Source organism: Streptococcus sp. AM43-2AT (assembly GCF_003603405.1).
Taxonomy (GTDB): Bacteria; Bacillota; Bacilli; order Lactobacillales; family Streptococcaceae; genus Streptococcus; species Streptococcus ilei.
Genome location: NZ_QTND01000001.1, coordinates 628,881 through 652,406, shown reverse-complemented (window position 1 = coordinate 652,406; position 23,526 = coordinate 628,881). Strand labels below are relative to the sequence as shown.

Below are 23,526 nucleotides of genomic sequence, written 5' to 3'. Positions count from 1 at the left end.
AAGAAAATAAAATGTTACGAGTTCAATTTGAAGAAGATTTAGAAAAATTGCATAACCAATTTTATGCAATGGGAAATGAAGTGTTGACCCAAATCAATCGTACTGTTCGTGCTTTCGTCACACATGACCGTGAATTGGCCCGCCAGGTTATCGAAGATGATGCGGATATCAATGAATACGAAGTGAAATTGGAGCGCAAATCTTTTGAGATTATCGCCCTTCAACAGCCAGTTTCGCAAGACCTTCGCGTGGTCATGACGGTCTTAAAAGCAGTCTCTGACTTAGAGCGGATGGGTGACCATGCGGTTTCAATCGCGAAAGCAACTATTCGAATGAAGGGGGAAGTCCGCATCCAATCTGTTGAAGAGGAGATCAGCAAGATGGGTCGTGAGGTCAAAGACTTTGTCGAATCCACACTGGATGTTTACCTCAAAGGTGATGTAGATTTGGCCTATGAAGTAGCTAGCCGAGACGAAGTGATCAACCATTACTTCGATAGCATTCAAGAATTAGCAACAGAAGAAATTCGGAAGAATCCTGAGTCCATTGTAACCGGACGTGATTACTTCCAAGTGATCAACTACTTGGAGCGTATTGGTGATTATGCTAAAAATATCTGTGAGTGGGTTGTCTACTTCGAAACAGGGAAAATTGTGGAATTATAAGAAAATAAAGTCTGAGGTCATCATCTCAGACTTTATTTTCTTATAGATCTTGTTTTGCCTCCTCTTACCTTACAGACCTTTGGATTTATGTTAGAATAGAAGATGAGAATAAATGAAGAAGGAGTTACTCATGCAAGCAGTTGCACATTTTATTGATACATTTGTACCTGATCACTATGATCTATTCTTAGATTTGAACCGCTCAAACAAAACTTTCTCAGGGAAAGTGACTATTACCGGAGAAGCAAAGAAGACTCGCATTTCTCTTCACCAAAAGGATTTGACCATCGAATCTGCACAAGTAGATGGGCAAGATTGTGCCTTTACAGTCAAGGATGAGGAAGAAGCTGTCTTTGTCGAAGTTCCTGCTACAGGTAAAGTAAACCTTACCCTTACTTATACAGGAAAAATTACCGATAATATGACAGGAATCTATCCGTCTTACTATACAGTAGATGGTGTCAAAAAGGAAGTGATTTCTACTCAATTTGAAAGTCACTTTGCGCGTGAAGCCTTCCCAAGTGTGGATGAACCAGAAGCCAAAGCGACCTTTGATTTGGCTGTGAAGTTTGACCAAGAAGAGGGGGAAATCGTTCTTTCTAACATGCCTGAAATCGATGTCGAAAGTCGGAAAGAAACAGGTATTTGGAAGTTTGATACAACTCCTCGTATGTCTTCTTATCTTTTGGCCTTTGCGGCAGGAGATTTGCAGGGTGTGACAGCTAAGACCAAGAATGGAACCCTAGTCGGTGTCTACTCTACCAAAGCTCACCCATTAGAAAACTTGGACTTCTCATTAGATATTGCTGTTCGTGCCATTGAATTCTACGAAGACTATTATGGAGTGGCTTACCCAATCCCTCAATCCCTTCATATTGCCCTTCCAGACTTCTCTTCAGGAGCTATGGAAAACTGGGGCTTGGTAACCTACCGCGAAGTTTACCTCCTGGTAGATGAGAATTCGACAGCCCAAAGCCGTCAAACAGTAGCCTTGGTGGTGGCTCACGAATTGGCTCACCAATGGTTCGGAAACCTCGTAACGATGAAGTGGTGGGATGACCTCTGGTTGAATGAAAGCTTTGCCAATATGATGGAATATGTCTGCTTGGATGCCATCGAACCAAGCTGGAACATTTTTGAAGACTTCCAAACGACAGGTGTACCTGCTGCCTTGAAACGCGATGCGACTGATGGCGTTCAATCCGTCCATGTGGAAGTGAAACACCCAGACGAGATCAACACCCTCTTTGACCCAGCGATTGTTTATGCTAAGGGTAGCCGTCTTATGCACATGCTTCGTCGCTGGTTAGGCGATGATGCTTTCCGCAAGGGCTTGAAAATCTACTTTGAAAAGCACCAATATGGAAATACCATTGGGCAAGATCTTTGGGAAGCCTTGGGTCAAGCTTCTGGTCGGGATGTAGCAGCCTTTATGGATTCTTGGTTGGAGCAACCTGGCTATCCAGTTGTTTCAGCTTCTGTAGAGAATGATACCTTGATCATCCGTCAAGACCAGTTCTTTATTGGAGAAAAAGAAGAAAAAGGTCGCAAGTGGGTTGTTCCGCTAAATAGCAACTGGTCAGGTATTCCAGATACTTTGGAAACAGAAGTCTTAGAAATTCCAAACTACAGTGCCTTGAAAGCAGCTAATAGCGGTGCTCTTCGCTTTAATACAGAAAATACGGCTCACTATATCAGTGACTACCGTGGAGAATTGTTGGAAGACATCCTTGCGGACCTTGCTAACTTAGATAGCACTTCAAAACTACAAGTGGTTCAAGAACGTCGTCTGTTAGCAGAAAGTGGTCAAATTTCCTATGCAAGCCTCTTGCCAGTGATCGAGCATTTGACAGAAGAAAGTTCCTTCTTGGTAGTTTCTGCTGTTTCGAGCGTCTTGACTGGAATCAGTCTCTTTGTGGATGAAGGAACGGAAACAGAAGTTGCCTTCCATGAGCTGTTGAAACGGATGAACCGCTACAACTTTGAACGCTTGGGACTAGAAGCTAAGCCAGGTGAAGCAGAAGAAGACGAAAAAGTTCGTCAGCTCATGATTGCCAATATGATTAAGGCTAATGATGAAGCTGCACAAGCCCAAGCGAGTGTCCTCTTTGAAGCACATGCATCTGATCTAGAAAAACTTCCAGCTGCCATTCGTCTGCAAATCTTGATCAACCAAATCAAGCATCAGGAAACCAAGGCACTTAGCCAACAATACCTAGATACCTATGTGAAGACAGTGGATGGAAACTTTAAGCGCCAGTTAGCGGCAGCTCTTTCTTACACCAAAGATGCGGAAACCTTGGAAGCTCTATTGAAGGAGTGGAAGAACAAGGATGTGGTGAAACCGCAAGACTTGGCTATGAGCTGGTACTTCAATTTCTTGCATCATGACTTTACCCAAGGAAGAACCTGGACTTGGGCACGTGAGAACTGGGATTGGATCAAGAAGGCACTCGGTGGTGATATGAGCTTTGATAAGTTTGTTATCTACCCAGCCAACTGTTTCAAGACCCTTGAACGCTTGAATGAATACAAGGCCTTCTTTGAACCTCAATTAGAAGATATGGCGATTAGCCGCAATATCAAGATGGGAATCAAGGAAATCGCCGCTCGTATCGATCTTATCGAGCGTGAGAAAGCAGCTGTTGAAGCAGCCCTTCTAGCAACAAAATAATGAAAAAAGCTCCTAGAGAGTGCTATGCAGATCTGCAAGCCTCTCTAAGAGTTTTTATTTTTCTTTTTTGAAATAAGGGAGATGCTTGAGATTTCGATAAAGAATGACCGCGAAAATAGTTGTCAACGTAATCTTAATCAAATCTGGCACCACAAAAGGTAAGACGACAAATTTTATTGCGAAATCTAAAGATTTATGGGCAATGAGCATAAACCCTAAGGCACCCCCAATAAAGAGAACGACTTCTCCTAAAGCGTTAGCAAGAAAAATACGAATGGGCTGTCCCTTTTGACCAGCAAAGATAGAAGTAACCAAAGCACGAAGGGGAAAGAAGAAAAGGAATCCGGCAGTGGGACCGTAGAAGGAGCTGATGCCTCCGTGACCACCTGCAAAGACGGGAAGTCCAATGGCACCTAAGAGGAGGTAAATGAGAACGGAAAGGGTAGCTTCTTTTGGACGATAGATGCTGGCGATTAATCCAATGGCTAAAGTCTGAAGCGTGATAGGAATGGGTCCAAGTGGGATTGTAAAAGGTGATAGGGCAGCAATCAGAGCTGCTCCAAGAGCAATTAATGTCATTGATTCAATTTTTTTCAAAACAGTAAACCTCGATTTATTTTTATGGTAACTATTCTACAAAAAAGAAGGAACCCTGTCAAGTCTTCTTTTCAGCTGTTACAAATGTCTCCTTGATCATTTTAGGAAAGTTTAAGAAAAAATTTAGCCACGGTTAAGGAAGGGTCGGTAAACTATCCTTATCTAAACAAAGGCCTTGTTTAAATAAAAAAAAATAAGGAAATGAAAGAATGCAAGCTTCGAATGAACAAAAGCAAGAAAGAACTGAAAAAATGATTGTCGTTAAGAAAAGTCCTAAGTGGTGGGCAACTGCCGCAGCAACAGGAGGACTCGTCGTAGGAATGACAAGTGGATTTGGATTGGGAATGTTGGCGACAGCCAATACGACTCCCCAACGCCAACAAGCAAGAGTCGCTACACAAAATGGCAACCAGCCTGCCCAAAATTCTCAAGGACAAAATGGACATTCTAACTCACAAGCTTTTAATGGACAAAATGGTGGACCAGGCCAAGGGAATCGGAATGACCAATCGCCACAAGATGGAGGGCCTCAAGCTCAACCAGACAACCAACAAAATGGGAAATCCAATAAAAAGTCCTCCAAGAAGTCCACTTCGAAAAAATCGTCAACCAATACACAACATTCATCAAAGGATGAGACAGGGACAGCGGGCTAAGAAAAAGTTGAAATCGCTATCTGAAAGCTATTGTATGAAGCCTTGTCATGTTATAATAGAGTAGAAAATACTCATCATCCCTGTATGGAAGAATGAGAAGGAGAAAGTAAACATGATTAAGATTTTATTAGTCGAAGATGACCTTGGTTTGTCTAATTCAGTATTTGATTTTTTAGATGATTTTGCAGATGTCATGCAAGTCTTTGATGGGGATGAAGGTTTGTATGAGGCTGAAAGTGGCATCTATGACCTAATTTTACTGGACCTCATGCTTCCTGGCAAAGATGGTTTCCAAGTTCTGAAAGAATTGAGAGATAAGGGGGTCTCCACTCCAGTATTGATTATGACAGCCAAAGAGAGCTTGGACGATAAGGGCCATGGTTTTGAGTTGGGAGCAGATGACTATCTGACCAAGCCTTTCTACCTAGAAGAGTTGAAAATGCGAATCCAAGCATTGTTGAAGCGCGCTGGTAAGGTCAATGAAAATACTCTTTCTTATGGGAATGTGACCGTTAATCTCTCGACTAACTCTACGCTTGTTGAAGGGAAAGAAGTAGAACTATTAGGAAAAGAATTTGATCTTTTGGTCTATTTCCTTCAAAATCAAAATGTCATCCTGCCAAAAACACAAATCTTTGATCGAATTTGGGGATTTGATAGCGATACGACCATTTCGGTTGTCGAAGTGTATGTTTCTAAGATTCGTAAGAAATTAAAAGGTACAGACTTTGCAAAAAATCTCCAAACATTGCGTAGCGTGGGGTATATTCTGAAAGATGCTCAATAAAATAAAAAAAACTGTCAATGCGGATGACTTTTCTTATTTTATCCGCTATTTCGGACTCTTTACCTTGATTTTCTCAACCATGACCTTGATTATTATTCAGGTGATGCGTTCCAGTCTTTATACAACGGTTGACGAGAATTTAAAAATGCTCAGTAAAGATCGCTATTCGATTATCAGTTTGGCAAACCGTACAGGCAATGGGATGGGAAGAGACGAAACTGCTGATGACGGACCAGAAGATGATGAACTTGGTCCCGAGGATGGCCCTAGACCATCGGTTACTTCCAATAGCACAGCCATCCTCTTGAATGATAAATTTGAAAATGTGACGACGGATAATGGTTTCCTAGATCTAAAAACAGTAACTTTTAGTCGCAGTTATTTAAACAAGATCAAGCAGATTCAAATTACTAATCATTATAAGCAGAAGGAAAGTTACCGGGCTTATTTGGTAGATATTGATCCCGATGATTATATCGACGGGGTGAAATATGCCGTGATCATGACCAACATCAGCCAGTTGGAGCAGACCAGTGAAAAACATGAGAGTCAAATTGCCTTGGTTATGATTTGTTTCTGGGGCATTTCCCTCTTTGCAAGTATCTTCTTGGCTAAGATGAGTGTGAAACCTCTCTTAGAGAGCATGAACCGGCAGAAGGCCTTCGTCGAAAATGCTTCTCATGAATTGCGGACGCCTTTAGCGGTTTTGCAAAATCGTTTGGAAGCCTTATTCCGAAAACCAGAGGCGACGATTATGGAATCTAGTGAGAATATTGCCTCCTCTTTGGATGAAGTTCGCAATATGCGCTTATTGACGACCAATCTCTTAAACTTAGCCCGTCGAGATGATGGGATTAAACCAGAGTTTAGCGAGATCACACCATCCTTTTTTGACCAAACTTTTGCCAATTATGAAATCATTGCGGAGGAAAACGAAAAAATCTTTGAATATGAGAATCTGGTGGATAGGAGTCTGGTGACTGATAAGGTCCTATTGAAACAACTGATGACCATTTTGTATGATAATGCCCTCAAATATACAGAGGAAGAAGGGAAAATACGCTTTGTCGCCCAATTCAAGGATCGTTATCTCTATCTTCGAGTAGAGGACAATGGTCCAGGAATTGCTGATGAAGATAAAAAACGGATTTTTGATCGTTTCTATCGAGTGGATAAGGCGCGAACCCGTCAAAAGGGTGGTTTTGGTTTGGGCTTATCCTTAGCCAAGCAAATCGTAGAAGCCTTCAATGGTACCATTAGTGTTCGAGATAACAAACCTAAAGGTTCTATTTTCGAGGTAAAACTAGCAACGAAGTCAGAAAGTAAAAAGAGATCCAGCTCTAAATCAACGAAGAACAAGTAAGTGAGTGGGACGACAAAATCGAATTCTAACGAATGACCGATTTCTGTCCCACTCTCTTTTTCATCCATTTCAATTCATCGCTATTTTGATCTGACTAGTGTATAATAGTAAAAAAAGAAAGAGGTGTCTTATGGCTTCAAAAATGTTACACACTTGTTTACGTGTGGAGAATTTAGAAAAATCAATTGCCTTTTATGCAGATGCATTTGGCTTTAAGGAATTGCGTCGCAAAGATTTTCCTGAATACAAATTTACGATTGTTTATCTTGGTTTAGAAGGGGATGACTATGAGTTGGAATTAACTTACAACTATGATCATGGTCCTTATGTTATTGGAGATGGTTTTGCTCACGTAGCCTTGAGTACCCCAGACCTTGAAGCCCTTCATGCCGAGCATAAGGAAAAAGGTTATCAAGTAACGGATCCAAAAGGCTTGCCAGGAACACTTCCAAACTATTACTTTATTGTGGACCCAGATGGCTACAAAGTAGAAGTGATTCGTGAAAAGTCCTTATAAATGGTAATCACATAAACTGACAAGGAAGAACAAGTTTGACCAAACTTGTTTTTTTTTATCATTGATAGTTGCTGTTATCAATTGAAATGAAGAAGGACGGGATCAGTTCTAAATTCCTATTATTTTTTAGATTTAAGATTTGAGAGTTTTCTACTGTTTTTTGGTGATAAAATTGCTATAATAAGAATATGAAGAATTCCTACTTGAAAATGTTTATCCTCATTCTTCTTAACCTCCTTTTTATCGGAGGAATCTATCTGGCTTATCAGAAGATTGAGGAAGCCCGCACCATCAAAAATTATAATCAACAGCTTTCTAAAGTCATTAAGGAAGAAGAAGCAGTTGAAAAAGACAAAGATACCAGCCTTCAAAAAGGAATGGTTGGTCAATCATATGTTGCTGCTTACTACCCGAAAAATAATGAAGAACCCATCACAGTAGTTAAAGAGAGAATTTTGGCTGACGTTGGCTCTCTTCCTCAAGAAGAGAAGAAGAACCAGCAAGCAAAAGAGCTCTTGTTCTACCATACCGAACTCTCAGAAGACCCATTTGTAGGGGTTCACCCTTATCAGGTGAAGAAGACCCAGTACAAGTGGAAAAACGGCAAGTTCATTAAAGATGGGATTGACAAACTACCTCTCCTCTATCTAACGGATGAGGGGACGGTCTTCCAATTTTCCCAATTGTTTACGGATGCAGATCTAGCCAAAGAAACCCTCTTAACAGAATTGCGTGCCCAGCTGGTCTTCCTTCAGTTAGGGGAAGATAGAATTGAAGAGCTGATGCAAACCGTCTCAGCAAGTGATATGGCAAGCTGGCAGTTCACCTATAATAAAGGTGTGCTGTCCATCACGCTTCCAGTAGATATTGAAGGTATGGAAACTTTTGATGTTCCTCTTTCCAAACTCTATGATGTGATTGATTCTGCTCGTCTGAATCCTGAAGATCTTCAATCTTATGAGGCCTACCAAACTCAACGTCATGCTAAGATGGTTGCCTTAACATTTGATGATGGTCCAGATCCAACGACGACCCCTCAAGCCCTAGATATCTTGAACAAGTACCATGTTAAAGCGACTTTCTTTATGCTTGGGAAGAATGTCTCGGCCTATCCTGAAGTGGCCAAACGGGTACGTCAGGAAGGACATGAAATCGGGATCCATACCTGGAATCACCCTGTCTTAACCAAGTTACCTTTAGAATCTGCCCAAAAAGAAATCATGGATACTAAAGAAGTGATTCAAAAGGTGACTGGAGTGCAAACGAAAATTACTCGTCCGCCTTATGGTTCGATTAATAGTGCCATTCAATATGCAGTGGATCAGGCCTTTATCATGTGGGATGTGGATACTCTGGATTGGAAGACTCATAATACACAAGCCATCTTGGCAGAAGTGAAAAAACAAGTCAAACCAGGATCAATCATCCTGATGCACGATATTCACCAAACATCTATCAATGCCCTTCCAGCTGTTATTGAATACCTTCAATCGCAAGGCTACACTATCGTGACGGTTGATGAACTCTTAGACCACCAAGTGGAAAGTCATCGCCTCTATTACAATCGTAATTAAAAAGAGAGTGGGACAGAAATCGGTCATTCGTTAGAATTCGATTTCGTCGTCCCACCTCCGCACAGTTGAGTAGGGCTGTAAAAGCTGATGAAATCAGCGTAGTAGAGCCCACTCAACCACTGCGTCTTGCTCGACAATCCAAAGACAATTGAGAGGCTAGGACTTTTGTCCCAGCCTCTTCTTATTCCTCCCCTATATAAAGTTGAGCTCCCTTGAGAATCAAGGGACGAACGGGGGTTAATTTTTTTAAACTTTTCAACTCTTCTGGATGGCTAACTAAGGTGATAACATAGCCCTCTTTGCCCATGCGTCCGGTCCGCCCAGATCGGTGGATGTAGGTTTCGGCATCTCGAGGGACTTCATAATTGACGACACATTCTAGAGAGTCGATATCAATTCCTCGTGCCACCAAATCGGTTGCAAGAAGGAGTGTCAGCTGATGGTCCTTAAAGCGTTCCAGAATGACTTTACGGAACTTGACATTAACGTCACTAGCAAGTGAGACAGCGCTAACTTCCCGGTATTGGAGTTTTTCTTCGGCGTTTCCCAGGTCTGACAAGCTGTTGAAGAAAACGAGCCCACGAAAGTCTTCGACATTGGAGAGTTTTCTGAGGAGTTCGACTTTTTCTCGCTTATCCACTTCCATATAGAAGTGCTGGATATTGTCCAAGTTTTGTCCTTCCACTTGAATGGTTAGGGTATTGGGTTTGATTTGTTCTGGATCAAACTTGGTCGTTGCACTCATATAGATAAATTGATGATCTCGGGGTGCGTAGTGGCAAATCTTATCGACAAAGTGATACTGAGAGTCACTAAAAAGTTGGTCAAATTCATCCAGGATGATGGTATCGACATTCATCATCTTGATTTTTTTTAACTTGATCAATTCAAAAATACGGCCAGGAGTTCCAATGAGAATTTCGGGCCCCTTTTTGAGGCGTTCGATTTGCCGCTTTTGACTAGAGCCAGAGAGGAACAGTTGGGCACTGAGTCCGAGAGGTTCTGCCCATTGTTTGGCAACCTCAAAAATTTGTCCTGCCAACTCTGTATTAGGTGAGAGGATCAACAATTGTTGCGCTTTTTTAGGTTTTAGCTTGAGAAGACTAGGGAAGAGATAGGCCAGAGTCTTTCCAGTTCCTGTCGGGCTGACTCCAAGTACGTTCTCCCCTTGGGTAATAGGATCAAAGAGGCGTTCCTGAATTTCAGTGAGTTGCTCAAAGCCAAGGGTTTGAAGTTGCTCTTGCCAGAGCGGTGGAAATGCTAGTGTCATATTAGTTTTCGTCCTTAAAGTGTATTCCAGCATCTTGGCGCATAGCGTAGAGGGCTTGGTGGACCATCTGTCCAGTTTGGAGCCAAGTCTGGTAAAGTGTCTGGTTGCCTTCTGTCATCATGCTAGCAAAGGCCTGGGCTTCTTCTAACATGTTATGAGGGGCAGGAGTGATTGGAAGCTGGTAGCTGTTTCCAGAATGGTCTTGAAAAAGAGCCTGACTAACGGCTTCGATCCCACTAATGAAGAGGGTGCCGTCTGTCGTGTAGATCTCCGCAGGAAGATTGCTGGTTACATCTTTGCCGGCTTGAATGCCAATGACAAAGTCAGAATACACCAAGCTGCCATGTCCGTTCAAATCGATCGAACTAGGCAATTGCCGCGCCCGATAGGTTACTGATTCAGGTTGACCAAAGAGGCCGATTGCAAAGTAGAGAGGATAGACACCCAAATCCATAAGTGCTCCACCTGCAAATTGATCGGAAAAAATATTGGGAATATTCCCTTTTAAGAACTCAGGCATTTTAGAAGAGTATTTGGCATAGGTCATGTGGCCACCTAAAATGGTTTTGTCTTTGAGAAAGTCTTGGATGGTCGTAAAGGCTTTTTCATGATAGTTGCGAGCAGCTTCAAAGAGATAGACCTGGTGTTCATTAGCTAATTTGACCAGCTCTTTCCATTCCTTGGGAGTGGTGACAGCCGGTTTTTCAAGGATGACATGTTTCTTAGCCAAGAGGGCTAATTTAGCCTGAGGATAGTGAAGTGAATTGGGACTAGCAATGTAGATAACATCCAGGTCACTATCTAAAAAGGCAATCAGGTCATCATAGAGAGCTACTTGTCCATAGGGTTGAGAGAAGCTACGAGCTTTCTCCAAGGTCCGTGAATAGACCGCACTTAACTTATATTGGGCAGTTTTGTTAGCTGCATCTAGGAAGGAGTGGGAAATAGCACTGGTGCCAATGATACCGAGTTTTAGCATGGCAGCTCCTTTCAATCAGGTATTTACTGGTTTCATTATATCATGTTTCACCTTAAAAAGATGGAATGGGCCTTTCTAACTGGGGTAGCAGGAGGAAAGAATGTTTACTTGACTTGTGGATGGAAATCCATAGAAAAATGGTTCAAGTCGTGGTCAAGAGGTTGCTTTTGTGATAGAATAAATAGGATTATAGAAAATGGAGAAGAAGATGCGAAACAGACCAATTATTATCGGTGTAACAGGTGGTTCTGGTGGGGGGAAAACCAGTGTTTCTCGTGCAATTTTATCCCACTTCCCAGATGAAAAGATTGCTATGATTGAACACGACTCTTATTATAAGGATCAAAGTCATTTAACCTTTGAAGAGCGGATTCAGACCAACTACGACCATCCCTTTGCCTTTGATACCGATCTCATGATCGAGCAAATCAATGAGTTGTTGGCTGGCCGTCCAGTGGATATCCCAACTTACGACTACGCAGCGCATACGCGTAGCGCTAAGACTTATCGCCAGGAGCCTCAGGATGTTTTTATCGTTGAGGGGATTTTGGTCTTGGAGGACAAGCGTCTTCGTGACTTGATGGATATCAAGATTTTCGTTGATACCGATGATGATGTGCGGATCATTCGCCGGATTAAGCGGGATATGGAAGAGCGTGGTCGGAGTTTGGACAGTGTCATCGATCAGTACTTAGGAGTGGTGAAACCGATGTACCACCAGTTCATCGAGCCAACCAAGCGCTATGCGGATGTGATCATTCCAGAAGGTGTGACCAATACCGTAGCCATTGATTTGATTACGACCAAGATTGAGAAGATTTTGAGCGAATCACGTGAAGGATAAAAATAATAAGTGATGAGAGGTTAGAAAGTAGTGTTCCAGCCTCTTTTCCATGACAAATAGGGAGAAAAATGAAAAAGTTAAGAAGGGAGTTTCACTCCAGAAGTAAGGCCTTTGCCTGCCTACTGACCATGTGTGCAGGCTTTTCAGATGCCTACACCTTTATCGAAAGAGGAGGGACCTTAACGGCGGGCCAAACTGGGAACGTTGTCTTTCTATCCGTTGGTTTAATTGGCCATGAAATCGCGGATGTGGAGGTCAAACTAGCAACCATGTTGGCCTTTATGATCGGGATTTTCTTGATGACCGTCTTTCAACGCTTCTTTAGTCATTCCGTTTGGCGACTTAGTACCTTGGTGCCCATGGTTTTGACGACCTTAGTGGCAGGATTTCTTCCCAAAGAAGTGCCCAATGTCTATATTGTGCCATTCTTTGGGCTGAGCTTAGGGATTGTAGCCATTTCCTTTGGAGAAGTAGATGGTTACACCTACAACTATTCCTTTATGACAGGGAATCTCAAGAAGACCATGGTCGCTTACGGGAATTTTGTACGGGATCGAAAGATAGAGTTTTTCTGGGAATCTCTCTTTATGACTTCTTTGATTGGAAGTTTTGTGGGTGGAGCTATTCTATCTACCTTCCTCATCCAATATTACGGACTTCGGACCATCTGGTTTGTTTCCCTTGTTCTAATCATTTTTCTCTCTTATCGTGCGATTCAATACGTGCGGAGAGACAGTTAGACGAATTTTATCTATTGGTTAAATTAGTCAGGGATCCTGGGTCCTTGACTTTTTAATTGGGAACAGTTGCTGGATACTTCTAGTAGGGTTTCGGTTTGTATCAAGGCTTGCTCCATGGTAAATACTTAATTTTCTAGCTAAAGTTTGGTATAATAAAGGGTATGAATATGCAGGAAAAAGAATCACGTTACCAACTTTTACTAGCCCAGTTAGAAGCTCTTTTAGAGGGTGAGAGCAATGCCTTGGCCAATTTAGCCAATGCCAGTGCTCTGCTCAATCAGGCTCTACCTCATTCAGTCTTTGCTGGCTTTTACCTCTATGATCAAAAAGAGTTGATTTTAGGCCCCTTTCAAGGTCAGGTTTCCTGTGTCCATATTGCTTTAGGGAAAGGCGTTTGTGGAGAAGCAGCAGAGAAAAGATCGACACTGGTCGTTGAGGATGTGACCCAGCATGCCAATTATATCTCTTGTGACAGTCGGGCCATGAGTGAGATTGTGGTGCCCATGGTCTTGAAGGACCAGTTACTGGGAGTTTTAGATCTAGATTCGGATCGGGTGGGAGATTATGACGATTTGGATCGCCTTTATTTGGAACGTTTTGTAGCCATCTTGCTAGAAAAAACGGATTGGAATTTTAGGATGTTTGGAGTAGTAGACTAATGTATCAAGCCCTCTATCGTAAATACCGAAGCCAGACCTTTGGCCAACTTGTCGGGCAGGAGGTTATTGCGACGACCCTTCGACAAGCTGTCGAACAGGGAAAAATTAGCCATGCCTATCTCTTTTCTGGCCCTCGTGGGACGGGGAAGACCAGTGTGGCGAAAATCTTTGCCAAGGCCATGAACTGCCCCAACCAAAAAGGGGGAGAACCTTGTAATGATTGCTATATCTGTGAAGCCATTACCAATGGCAGATTAGAGGATGTGATTGAGATTGACGCCGCCTCTAATAATGGAGTGGATGAGATCCGTGATATTCGTGACAAATCCACCTATGCGCCTAGCTTGGCCCCTCATAAGGTCTATATCATTGACGAGGTGCACATGCTCTCGACAGGCGCTTTTAATGCCCTTCTCAAGACCTTGGAAGAACCGACAGAAAATGTAGTCTTTATTTTAGCAACAACAGAGTTACATAAGATTCCAGCAACTATTCTTTCGCGGGTTCAGCGCTTTGAATTCAAATCTATCAAGACTCCGGCTATCCAAGACCACCTAAAAGCTGTTTTGAACAAAGAAGGGATTGATTACGAAGAAGAAGCTGTAGCCATTATTGCCCGTCGGGCCGAAGGTGGGATGCGGGATGCCTTGTCCATTTTGGACCAAGCCCTCAGTCTGACAGGTGAAGCCCAATTGACCACGGCAACAGCAGAAGAAATCACAGGCTCCATCAGTCAAGAAGCATTAGATCTCTATGTTGCTGCCTTGTCAGCACAAGATGCAACAGCTGCCTTGGACCAGTTAAACCTGATTTTTGATAATGGGAAAAATATGGCCCGCTTTGTGACGGACCTCTTGCAGTATTTGCGGGATCTCTTAATCGTTCAGACAGGTGGGGAAAATCTCCATGTCAGTGAGCGTTTTAACCAGAATCTAGCCATTCCGCAAGCAACGCTCTTTGCATGGATTGACCTCGCGACGAAGAGCTTAGCGGATATCAAAAATAGTCTACAACCGAAGATTTACACGGAGATGATGACCATTCGCCTAGCAGAATACAAGGGTGAGAGCCCTTCGGCTAGCCCAGTAGCTCTTCCAGCAGATTTCTTGGCGCAAGTAGACCAGCTCAAAAGAGAAGTCGAGTCTCTGAAGAATCAGTTGTCCCAAGTAGCGAGTGGTGCTCCTGTAGCTAAGTCCGCCCCAGCTCGTCCTCAGAAGTCTAGCAAGGGCTATCGAGTGGACCGTAATAAGCTTCAAGCTATCTTACAAGAAGCGGTTGAAAATCCAGATTTAGCCCGAAACAATCTCATTCGCTTACAAAACGCATGGGGGGAAATTATTGAAAGCCTAGCAGGGGCAGATAAGGCTTTGCTGGTTGGTTCCCAGCCAGTTGCGGCCAATGAACGTCATGCGATTTTAGCCTTTGAGTCTGCCTTTAATGCTGAACAGACCATGAAGCGAGATAACCTCAATACCATGTTTGGTAATATTTTAAGCAATGCGGCAGGTTTTTCTCCGGAGATTCTGGCTATTTCCATGGAGGAATGGACCCAGGTTCGGGCGGAATTCTCTAAGAAAGCGCGTGGTCATAAGGAAGAGGTCGAAGTGGCAGAAGAGTCTGTCATTCCGGAGGGCTTTGATTTCCTCTCTGATAAAATTACGGTCCAAGAAGACTAGCCTGTGCTTTTTCCAGAAAATCGTGGTAGAATAACAATATGAATAAACGTCAATTTTGGAGTATGGCTATTTTTACAGCCTTTGAAACCTATTTTTTTAATGATGCTGTGATGAGAGAAAGCTACCTGGCAGCAGTCTTTTGGGCTCTCTTGATACTAAGAAATTTACAAGTCAGCTATATCTTAGGGAAGTTGGTCGAAAGTATCGATCAACAGCTCAATCAGAAAAAACAAGATAAGTATAAAAAATAAGCACCAAACGGTGCTTATTTTTAAAGGCTCTAAAATTTCTGTAGTGGTTAAACCACTGTAGGAATTATGGAGCCTATTTTGTTGTAGAAAAGAACTTCGTCCTGTGCAATATAGAACGAAATCCTTTGTGTAAATGAATGGTCTAACTTTTTGGGGGCAGTATACACCATGGGTGTTTTTTTACGTATACAGTATACAATGCTTGAATTTTTAAGAACCTTAAGTTTATCATGCTGCTATCTAAAAAGTTAATTTTTTAGAGTTTACTAAGATAGTTGCTGAGTTTTTATTTATCACTCCAACTTTATTATTATACCATAAAGATGATTTGAAAAACAGACTTGTATTATTTTGAAATTTGTATATGATGAAGGTGTAAGAACTATAAAATAGCCTGTTAGAAAGGGGAATGAAAGAATTAATCAGGCTATATAAAATTGGTAATTGGTATTTAATGTTGTCAAACAAGAAAGGAAAAGGTAAAATATGCAATTACATAAAAAAATTTTTATAGTGGCCTTGGTTTTATCCATTTGTATTTCACTTTATTTTCTTATCAATCCGTCTAATGTTTTCACCTTTCCGATCCGTGTGCATGAATTTGATGACACAACATTTAAATATTACATGTTTGTGAAGATTGGAATTGTATTATTATTTATCAAATTCTTACTGGATATATGCTTAGAGTATATCAAGAATTATTTTAAAAATTTTTGACAACTCTTCAAACAAAGGAGGCTGGGACAAAAGTCCTAGCCTCTCAATTGTCTTTGGATTGTCGAGCAAGACGCAGTGGTTGAGTGGGCTCTACTACACTGATTTCATCAGCTTTTACATCCCTACTCAACTGTGCGGAGGTGGGACGACGAAATCGAATTCTAACGAATGACCGATTTCTGTCCCACTCTCTTTTTTGATCTGTTAGTTCTGTTTTATAAATCCCACTGCTTGAGGGAAATTTCTCCACTGTTGAGCCAGCGTTCTTGGCCGTCCGTCAGTTGGACTAGTAGTTGTCCACTGTCTGAGATATCCTTGGCCAGGCCTTGGTAGCTGGTCTGATTTTGTTCGAAGCGGACTTCCTTACCTAGGACTAGTGAGCGCTGCTTGTAGAGGTAGATGAGCTCCTCTTCTGGTGTGTTGAAAAATTCCTTCCAAATCTCAGCAATCAGTTCATTGCGGCTAATGGGAGGCTGGGACTCAAAGAGGGAGCCTGCCTTGTCCTTCAGCTCCGTAGGGAAATCGGTGATGGCAAAATTAAGGCCGACACCAATAATGACATCTGTGATGAGGCCAGTTTCGACGGAGCTAATGGCTTCAGTCAGAATGCCACCAACTTTTTTCCCCTTGTAGTAGATGTCATTGACCCACTTGATATCGATATCCAATAAGGCCAGATTTTTCAGGGCCTTGTAGATAGCAGCTGCGACCATGAGGGTATAGGCGGGAGCTTGATCAAAGGGGAGATTGGGCTTGAGGTGGAGGGACATGTAGATGCCTCCTTGAGAAGGACTGAAGTAGTCACGCCCAAAACGTCCCTTTCCAGCCATTTGGTAAGGAGCCAGATACAGAGTAGAGGAGTGTTCCCCAGCTTCCATGGCATTCTTGGCATCCAGCTGAGTGGATTGGCACTGGGGATTATAGGAGACTGTTAGAGGACAATGCTCCTCGATAACTTGGGGGATTAGGAGATCTCCAGAAAGGATCTTATAGCCTCGATTTTTGATGGACTCAATCTCAATGCCTTCTTTTTCTAAACGCTGAATGGCCTTCCAGATAGACGTGCGAGACAGTCCCATTTCTTGGGCTAGTTGCTCGCCATTGACATAATCTTGAGCTTGGGCTAAGGTTTGGTATAAAATTTCGTGTGTTTTCATAGCTTCTTAACGTGTGCTTTCACGGATGGTAAGACGAGTGGCCAGAGTATGCATAGTTGGAATACCTGAATCTCCTCTTTGAAGGTCTTGTAAGAGACTGTGAATAGCCTGTTTCCCCATTTCTTCTGTGTAGACAGTGACGGTAGAAAGTGGCGGATAGACATGCTTAGCAATCGAGGTATCATTAAAGGAGATGAGACTGACCCGATCTGGAACAGGAATACTGGCTTCTTGAAGGGCACGGAGAGCCCCAACAGCCAAGGCATCGCTGGCCATGAAAAAGGCTGACGGAAGTCGATTTCCCAATTCATCAATCAATTCTTTCATCATATCATAGCCAGAGTCACTTGAGAAGTGCCCCACTCGGATATAATCGGGTTGATAGAGTTCTTTCTCTTCTAGATAATGCTTAAAACTCATGTAACGGGGATCTGTTTGAAGAGGACGATTATCAGCGGTCGTTTCTTGTCCAACAAGAAGACCAATCTGGTTGTGACCAGATTCTATCAAGTAAGCTAACGCTTGGTAGACGGATGTTTCAAAATCTGTCATGACACAGGTATGGCCATATACTAAAGTATTAGAGTCCACAAAGACGAGTCTTTTCTGATAGGATTCAAGTTGACGGATAGTTTCTGGGCTAAATTTACCTAGAGCGATAATTCCATCAGCTTTTTCAAGAGGTCCCCAATCCTCTAAGTTAAAGACACGGAAGATTTCGTGTCCAAGTTCTTGGGCTTGTTTTTCAATTCCGACTCGGATGGAGTAGTAATAAAGATCCTCTAACTCTTCCTCTTCAGTCACCCATTCTAAGATAGCAATGCGATAGCGTTTGCTTTGAAGAGGGTTGTTTTTTCGATCTTTCTTTTGGTAATGGAGTTTTTCAGCTGTTTCGAATATTAGTTTTCGAGTTGCATCACTAACGGATAGGTTTTGATCCTGGTTAAGGACGCGAGAGACCGTTGCCTGAGAAACGCCTGCTTTTTCCGCAATGTCTTTAATCGTTGCCATAGTTCATCCTTTATTGCTTACTACTTCCAGTATACTCTAAATACTAGTAAAAAGAAATAAAATTTTACTAAATTTTATGTTTGTTACGATATTGGCTAGGAGTCAGTTGGCTATAGGCCTTAAAGGCCTTTGAAAAATAGAGGGGGTCTGAAAAGCCAACTGAGTAAGCCACAATCTTGATGCTCTCGTCTGTGTTTGCCAGCAATTGCTGGGCCCGCTGCATGCGGACTGAGTGCAGGAATTCTTTGGGAGAGATCTGGTGAAACTCCTTAAAAACAGTTGTTAGGTAAGACCGATGGACATTGAGTTCATCAGCGATCTCTTGAATACTTAGATGCTCTTTATTGTAATGAGTCTCAATCATATGCCTGCAGGTCAGATAGAGCTGATAGGTGGGAGATGGATAGCTCCGATGGATATCGGGGGCCACTTCACTGATAAGAAATAGCAGTTCATAGATCTGAGAGAGAAGGTGGAGTTGGTAATGTGAAGTCATCTTTGAAGCCTCTGCCTTGTGGACGAGTTGCTCCATAAACAGGCCAATCCGCTCTGTGTCCACCTCTGTTTTCTTTAAAAAGCCTTTTTCTTGTAGGGTTGAAAAGCGCATGAAATCACTTACCTTGGTGCCACTGATGCCAATCCAGTAGTAGGACCAAGGCTCTTCTGAGTCTGCCTGGTAGTAGGTCACCTTATTTTTTGGAAGAAGAAAGAGATCCCCAGCTTCTAGGTGGATTTCTTTTTTTTCAAAGTGAAAGACTCCCTTTCCCTTGGTAACAAAATGCAGTACAAAATTATCTCGGACGCTAGGACCAAATTCATAATTCTTCGGACAATCTTCGTAGCCATAAAAATCAAGGGCTAGGTCAATAGTGTCGGTTTGGTATTCAGAAAAGACTGACATGGTTGAACCTCCTACCTAACATTTTACCATATAAGTGCAACAAAATTCTATTTTCGGAAGCGTTTACATCACGTAAAATAAAGACATGTTAAAAAAGAAAGATATTGGGACTAGAAATAAAAATACATAGTAATAGATTTTTAGGATCCAATGGGAGGAAGACATGGCAATTCGTATTGAACAAAATTTGTTCTATGTAGAAAGTAAGGGATTGAGCCTCATCCTTGAAAATCGCGATGGCTACCTGATGCTTAAGCATCTGGGGCGTCCGATCCCGTCTTATCATTTTTCCAATACAGTGCATGAGAAGGACCATGCTTTCTCAGGAAATCTCACACCTGACAATCGTATCTTTAGTCTAGATACCCAGCGACAGGTCTTGGGCCAGCACGGACTAGGAGATTTTCGAAAACCGTCGATCCAGATCCAGCACGGAGCCACAGAGGTGACGGATTTCCTCTATGTCGGAGCCAATATCTACTCTGGTAGTGTCGAGGCGACCGGTCTTCCTAATCCTTACTCGGTAGATCAGGCTGAAACCTTGGCCTTGGTCTTTGAAGATGATCAAGCAGCCCTTCGTTTGACCATATACTACACCGCCTACGAGGATCAGGCTACTATCACTAGCTTTTCTAAGATTGAAAACTATGGTGACGAAACCGTCGTGATTCACAAGGCTCTTAGTGTGATGGCAGATGTCCCAGCAGGTGACTATGATGTCATCACCCTTCAAGGGGCCTATGCGAGAGAAAAAACAGTTCGCCGTCAGCAAGTGGAGCAAGGAATCTTCTCCATCAGCTCCAACCGTGGTGCTTCTGGACACGCCCAGACCCCAGCTCTTATTCTTGCTGATCATGAAGTGACAGAAGATGCGGGTTCTGCTCTTGCCTTCCAACTACTCTACAGTGGAAATTTTGAAGCTTTTGTTCAGAAAAATCAACTCAATGAAGTTCGGGTTGGACTAGGGATCAATCCTGAAAACTTCGCCTGGGAATTGGCACCAGATCAGAGCTTTGATACCCCAGTGGCCATGATCACATACTCCCATCAGGGATTGACCGGTCTTAGCCAAGAGAGCCAAGCGTTTGTTCAAAACCATATTATTCCAGCTCCGTTTGCTTATAAAGAACGTCCGATCCTCATCAATAACTGGGAAGCGACCTACTTTGATTTCAAAAAAGACAAATTATTGGAGCTAGCAGATGAAGCACAAAAAGTGGGAATCGAACTCTTCGTTCTTGATGATGGCTGGTTTGGCAATCGGTATGATGACAATCGGGCCCTCGGTGACTGGACCGTCAATGAAGAAAAATTAGGAGGAAGCCTAGCAGAATTGATCCAGGGCATCCATGACAAGGGACTTCAATTTGGACTTTGGGTGGAGCCAGAAATGATTTCTGTTGATAGTGACCTCTATCGGGCTCATCCGGACTGGGCTATTCAAGTCCCAGGCTACGAACACACCTATTCAAGAAATCAACTGGTGCTCGATTTCTCAAATAGAGAAGTAGTGGACTATATCAAGCAGGTCTTGGATGACTTACTTGGAAACCATGAGATCGACTATATCAAATGGGACATGAACCGCAATATCACCAAGCTTGGAAATGGGAAAACCTACCTTGAAACCAAGATGCAATCTCATGCGTATATCTTGGGTCTCTATGAAGTGGTTTCCTACTTGACGGAGAAATACGACCAGGTTCTCTTTGAGTCTTGCTCCGGTGGTGGTGGTCGTAATGACCTTGGTATGTTGCGTTACTTCCCACAGGTCTGGGCGAGTGACAATACGGATGCCATGGCCAGACTTCCCATCCAGTATGGATCTAGCTATCTCTATCCAACCATTTCCATGGGGGCTCACGTATCAGCTGTGCCAAATCATCAGATGGGGCGGATCACACCGCTTGAAACGCGTGGGCATGTAGCCATGATGGGAAACCTGGGCTATGAATTGGATCTGACCAGCCTTTCTCAAGAAGAGTTGGCTACCATCGCAGCTCAAGTCGCTCACTACAAAACAATTCGACCAGTTGTCCAATTCGGACAACACTACCGCTTAATGAACCCTAGTCAAGGTGCCAATCAAGCAGCCGTCCAGTTTACTTATCAAGACCGCACGGTTGTAAACTATGTAAGGGTCTTATCAACAGTTGAAGAGATCGAGCCGACCTTGAAACTCAAAGGATTGGAAGAAGAGGCGCTTTATAGCTTAGAAGGGACGAACCAAGTCTATTCAGGAGCTGAGCTCATGTATGCGGGCTTAACCGTCGTTCTTCCTCAGGGAGATTTCCTCACGAAACAATATGTTTTTGTCAAAAAATAAAAGGAGACAGCCAAATGAAATGGTATAAAAAAATCGGACTTCTTGCAACAACAGGCTTAGCCTTGTTTGGGCTCGGCGCTTGCTCCAACGATGGTAAATCGGCGGATGGCACAGTGACCATCGAGTATTTCAACCAGAAAAAAGAAATGACCAAAACCTTGGAAGAAATCGCTCGTGATTTTGAAAAGGAAAATCCTAAGGTCAAGGTCAAAGTTGTCAATGTACCGAACGGTGGTGAAGTATTGAAAACACGTGTCCTCGCAGGAGATGTGCCAGATGTGGTTAATATATACCCACAGTCCATCGAACTACAAGAATGGGCAAAAGCAGGTGTCTTTGAAGATTTGAGCAACAAGGACTATCTGAAACGCGTGAAAAATGGCTATGCTGAAAAATATGCAGTGAACGGTAAAGTTTACAACGTTCCTTTCACAGCCAATGCTTATGGCATCTATTACAATAAGGATAAATTCGAAGAATTGGGCTTGAAGGTTCCTGAAACCTGGGATGAATTTGAACAGTTAGTCAAAGACATCGTCGCTAAAGGACAAACACCATTTGGAATTGCAGGTGCAGATGCTTGGACACTCAATGGTTACAATCAATTAGCCTTTGCAACAGCAACAGGTGGAGGTAAAGAAGCCAATCAGTACCTTCGTTATTCTCAACCAAATGCCATTAAATTGTCTGATCCGATTATGAAAGACGACATCAAGGTCATGGATATCCTTCGCATTAATGGTTCTAAGCAAAAGAACTGGGAAGGTGCCGGCTATACAGACGTTATCGGAGCCTTCGCACGTGGGGATGTCCTCATGACACCAAATGGGTCTTGGGCGATCACAGCGATTAATGAACAAAAACCGACATTTAAGGTTGGAACCTTCATGATTCCAGGAAAAGAAAAAGGACAAAGCTTAACGGTTGGTGCAGGAGACTTGGCATGGTCTATCTCAGCTACCACCAAACATCCCAAAGAAGCCAATGCCTTTGTGGAATACATGACCCGTCCAGAAGTCATGCAAAAATACTACGATGTGGACGGATCTCCAACAGCGATCGAAGGGGTCAAACAAGCAGGAGAAGATTCACCGCTTGCTGGTATGACCAAATATGCCTTTACGGATCGTCACTTGGTCTGGTTGCAACAATACTGGACCAGTGAAGCAGACTTCCATACCTTGACCATGAACTATGTCTTGACCGGTGATAAACAAGGAATGGTCAATGATTTGAATGCCTTCTTTAACCCGATGAAAGCGGATGTGGATTAGGAGTAGAGAGACTATGAAAAAAGTATTACAAAAATATTGGGCATGGGCTTTTGTGGCCATCCCCCTCTTGTTACAAGCAATTTTCTTCTATGTGCCGATGTTTCAAGGAGCCTTTTACAGTTTTACCAACTGGACAGGATTGACTTATAACTACAAATTTGTCGGCTTAAACAACTTTAAGCTCCTCTTCATGGATCCAAAATTCATGAATGCGATTGGATTTACTGCGATTATCACGATTGCCATGGTGGTTGGGGAGATTGCTCTTGGGATCTTCATTGCGCGTGTCTTGAACTCTAAAATCAAAGGCCAAACCTTCTTCCGTGCTTGGTTCTTCTTCCCGGCCGTTTTGTCTGGTTTGACAGTGGCTTTGATCTTCAAGCAAGTCTTCAACTACGGCCTTCCAGCGATTGGTAATGCCCTTCACATTGAGTTTCTCCAAACTAGTCTTCTCGGGACTAAGTGGGGAGCGATCTTTGCGGCTGTCTTTGTCCTTCTTTGGCAAGGGGTGGCTATGCCCATCATCATCTTCCTAGCTGGTTTGCAATCCATTCCAACTGAGATTACAGAAGCAGCACGGATCGATGGCGCGACTAGTAAGCAAGTCTTCTGGAACATTGAATTGCCTTACTTGCTACCAAGTGTCTCTATGGTCTTTATCCTAGCCCTAAAAGGTGGGTTGACCGCCTTTGACCAAGTCTTTGCCATGACCGGTGGTGGTCCAAACAATGCCACAACTTCACTTGGGCTCTTGGTTTATAACTATGCCTTTAAAAACAACCAATTCGGTTATGCCAATGCCATTGCCGTAATCTTGTTCTTCTTGATTGTAGTGATTTCGATCATCCAATTGAGAGTATCTAAGAAATTTGAAATTTAAGAGGA

General features: G+C 42.8%; 21 protein-coding genes. 15 read left to right on the top strand and 6 right to left on the bottom strand.

Annotation, left to right across the window (positions count from 1 at the left end; genetic code table 11):
* The first annotated feature begins 11 nt into the window (after nucleotides 1–11).
* Both phoU and DW930_RS03220 read left to right on the top strand, forming a co-directional pair.
* A complete protein-coding gene (gene phoU / locus DW930_RS03225; protein ID WP_123159314.1) occupies nucleotides 12–665 on the top strand; it encodes a phosphate signaling complex protein PhoU in 654 nt (217 codons plus the stop codon).
* A gap of 130 nt (nucleotides 666–795) precedes the next feature.
* The gene (locus tag DW930_RS03220; RefSeq protein ID WP_123159313.1) at nucleotides 796–3,339 is read left to right on the top strand and encodes a M1 family metallopeptidase; all 2,544 of its coding nucleotides are present in this window, start codon (nucleotides 796–798) and stop codon (nucleotides 3,337–3,339) included.
* A gap of 54 nt (nucleotides 3,340–3,393) precedes the next feature.
* Here DW930_RS03220 and DW930_RS03215 read toward each other — a convergent pair whose 3' ends face one another.
* On the bottom strand, nucleotides 3,394–3,936 hold the full coding sequence (locus DW930_RS03215; protein ID WP_123159312.1) for a biotin transporter BioY: 543 nt from the start codon (nucleotides 3,934–3,936) through the stop codon (nucleotides 3,394–3,396).
* Between the two features lie 209 nt (nucleotides 3,937–4,145).
* Here DW930_RS03215 and DW930_RS03210 point away from each other — a divergent pair, with 209 nt between their 5' ends.
* The 5 genes from DW930_RS03210 to DW930_RS03190 all read left to right on the top strand — a co-directional run bounded on the left by DW930_RS03210 (nucleotide 4,146) and on the right by DW930_RS03190 (nucleotide 8,833).
* Nucleotides 4,146–4,592, top strand: a complete 447-nt coding sequence (locus DW930_RS03210; RefSeq protein ID WP_123159311.1) for a hypothetical protein — start codon at nucleotides 4,146–4,148, stop codon at nucleotides 4,590–4,592.
* Nucleotides 4,593–4,704: 112 nt separating this feature from the next.
* The gene (locus tag DW930_RS03205; protein ID WP_123159310.1) at nucleotides 4,705–5,379 is read left to right on the top strand and encodes a response regulator transcription factor; all 675 of its coding nucleotides are present in this window, start codon (nucleotides 4,705–4,707) and stop codon (nucleotides 5,377–5,379) included.
* Nucleotides 5,369–6,742, top strand: coding sequence for a HAMP domain-containing sensor histidine kinase (locus DW930_RS03200; protein WP_123159309.1), 1,374 nt, complete (start codon nucleotides 5,369–5,371; stop codon nucleotides 6,740–6,742). Before DW930_RS03205 ends, DW930_RS03200 begins: the two co-directional genes overlap by 11 nt.
* A 130-nt stretch (nucleotides 6,743–6,872) precedes the next feature.
* Nucleotides 6,873–7,259, top strand: coding sequence for a VOC family protein (locus DW930_RS03195; protein WP_023022851.1), 387 nt, complete (start codon nucleotides 6,873–6,875; stop codon nucleotides 7,257–7,259).
* A gap of 209 nt (nucleotides 7,260–7,468) precedes the next feature.
* Nucleotides 7,469–8,833 (top strand): polysaccharide deacetylase family protein, encoded by a 1,365-nt coding sequence (locus DW930_RS03190; protein WP_243635761.1) that lies wholly within the window; start codon nucleotides 7,469–7,471, stop codon nucleotides 8,831–8,833.
* A gap of 181 nt (nucleotides 8,834–9,014) precedes the next feature.
* Here the strand turns inward: DW930_RS03190 and DW930_RS03185 are convergent, their stop codons facing one another.
* Both DW930_RS03185 and DW930_RS03180 read right to left on the bottom strand, forming a co-directional pair.
* Nucleotides 9,015–10,103 (bottom strand): DEAD/DEAH box helicase, encoded by a 1,089-nt coding sequence (locus DW930_RS03185; RefSeq protein WP_123159307.1) that lies wholly within the window; start codon nucleotides 10,101–10,103, stop codon nucleotides 9,015–9,017.
* A gap of 1 nt (nucleotide 10,104) precedes the next feature.
* Nucleotides 10,105–11,082 (bottom strand): Gfo/Idh/MocA family oxidoreductase, encoded by a 978-nt coding sequence (locus DW930_RS03180; RefSeq protein WP_123159306.1) that lies wholly within the window; start codon nucleotides 11,080–11,082, stop codon nucleotides 10,105–10,107.
* 208 nt (nucleotides 11,083–11,290) lie between these two features.
* Here DW930_RS03180 and udk point away from each other — a divergent pair, with 208 nt between their 5' ends.
* From udk to DW930_RS03155, 5 genes are all read left to right on the top strand, one after another.
* Nucleotides 11,291–11,926 carry a uridine kinase gene (gene udk, locus DW930_RS03175; protein ID WP_023026667.1) on the top strand — a complete coding sequence of 212 codons (636 nt, stop codon included), beginning with the start codon at nucleotides 11,291–11,293 and terminating at the stop codon, nucleotides 11,924–11,926.
* 68 nt (nucleotides 11,927–11,994) lie between these two features.
* A complete protein-coding gene (locus DW930_RS03170) occupies nucleotides 11,995–12,666 on the top strand; it encodes a YoaK family protein (RefSeq protein ID WP_123159305.1) in 672 nt (223 codons plus the stop codon).
* Nucleotides 12,667–12,827: 161 nt separating this feature from the next.
* Nucleotides 12,828–13,325, top strand: coding sequence for a GAF domain-containing protein (locus DW930_RS03165; protein ID WP_123159304.1), 498 nt, complete (start codon nucleotides 12,828–12,830; stop codon nucleotides 13,323–13,325).
* Entirely contained in the window at nucleotides 13,325–15,001 is a 1,677-nt protein-coding gene (dnaX, locus tag DW930_RS03160) for a DNA polymerase III subunit gamma/tau (protein WP_123159303.1), read from the top strand. Before DW930_RS03165 ends, dnaX begins: the two co-directional genes overlap by 1 nt.
* Nucleotides 15,002–15,039: 38 nt before the next feature.
* Nucleotides 15,040–15,252 carry a DUF3272 family protein gene (locus DW930_RS03155; protein ID WP_123159302.1) on the top strand — a complete coding sequence of 71 codons (213 nt, stop codon included), beginning with the start codon at nucleotides 15,040–15,042 and terminating at the stop codon, nucleotides 15,250–15,252.
* Between the two features lie 935 nt (nucleotides 15,253–16,187).
* Here DW930_RS03155 and birA read toward each other — a convergent pair.
* The 3 genes from birA to DW930_RS03130 form a co-directional block, all read right to left on the bottom strand.
* Nucleotides 16,188–17,129, bottom strand: a complete 942-nt coding sequence (gene birA, locus DW930_RS03140) for a bifunctional biotin--[acetyl-CoA-carboxylase] ligase/biotin operon repressor BirA (RefSeq protein ID WP_123159300.1) — start codon at nucleotides 17,127–17,129, stop codon at nucleotides 16,188–16,190.
* Between the two features lie 6 nt (nucleotides 17,130–17,135).
* The gene (locus DW930_RS03135; RefSeq protein ID WP_123159299.1) at nucleotides 17,136–18,140 is read right to left on the bottom strand and encodes a LacI family DNA-binding transcriptional regulator; all 1,005 of its coding nucleotides are present in this window, start codon (nucleotides 18,138–18,140) and stop codon (nucleotides 17,136–17,138) included.
* A gap of 67 nt (nucleotides 18,141–18,207) precedes the next feature.
* Nucleotides 18,208–19,041, bottom strand: a complete 834-nt coding sequence (locus tag DW930_RS03130; RefSeq protein WP_123159298.1) for an AraC family transcriptional regulator — start codon at nucleotides 19,039–19,041, stop codon at nucleotides 18,208–18,210.
* A 163-nt stretch (nucleotides 19,042–19,204) separates the two neighbouring features.
* Between DW930_RS03130 and DW930_RS03125 the strand changes: the two genes are divergently transcribed.
* The 3 genes from DW930_RS03125 to DW930_RS03115 are packed head-to-tail and all read left to right on the top strand — an operon-like array spanning nucleotide 19,205 to nucleotide 23,521.
* A complete protein-coding gene (locus DW930_RS03125; RefSeq protein WP_123159297.1) occupies nucleotides 19,205–21,367 on the top strand; it encodes an alpha-galactosidase in 2,163 nt (720 codons plus the stop codon).
* A 14-nt stretch (nucleotides 21,368–21,381) separates the two neighbouring features.
* Nucleotides 21,382–22,641 carry an extracellular solute-binding protein gene (locus DW930_RS03120; protein ID WP_123159296.1) on the top strand — a complete coding sequence of 420 codons (1,260 nt, stop codon included), beginning with the start codon at nucleotides 21,382–21,384 and terminating at the stop codon, nucleotides 22,639–22,641.
* Nucleotides 22,642–22,654: 13 nt separating this feature from the next.
* Nucleotides 22,655–23,521, top strand: coding sequence for a sugar ABC transporter permease (locus tag DW930_RS03115; protein WP_165851209.1), 867 nt, complete (start codon nucleotides 22,655–22,657; stop codon nucleotides 23,519–23,521).
* Nucleotides 23,522–23,526: the final 5 nt, after the last annotated feature.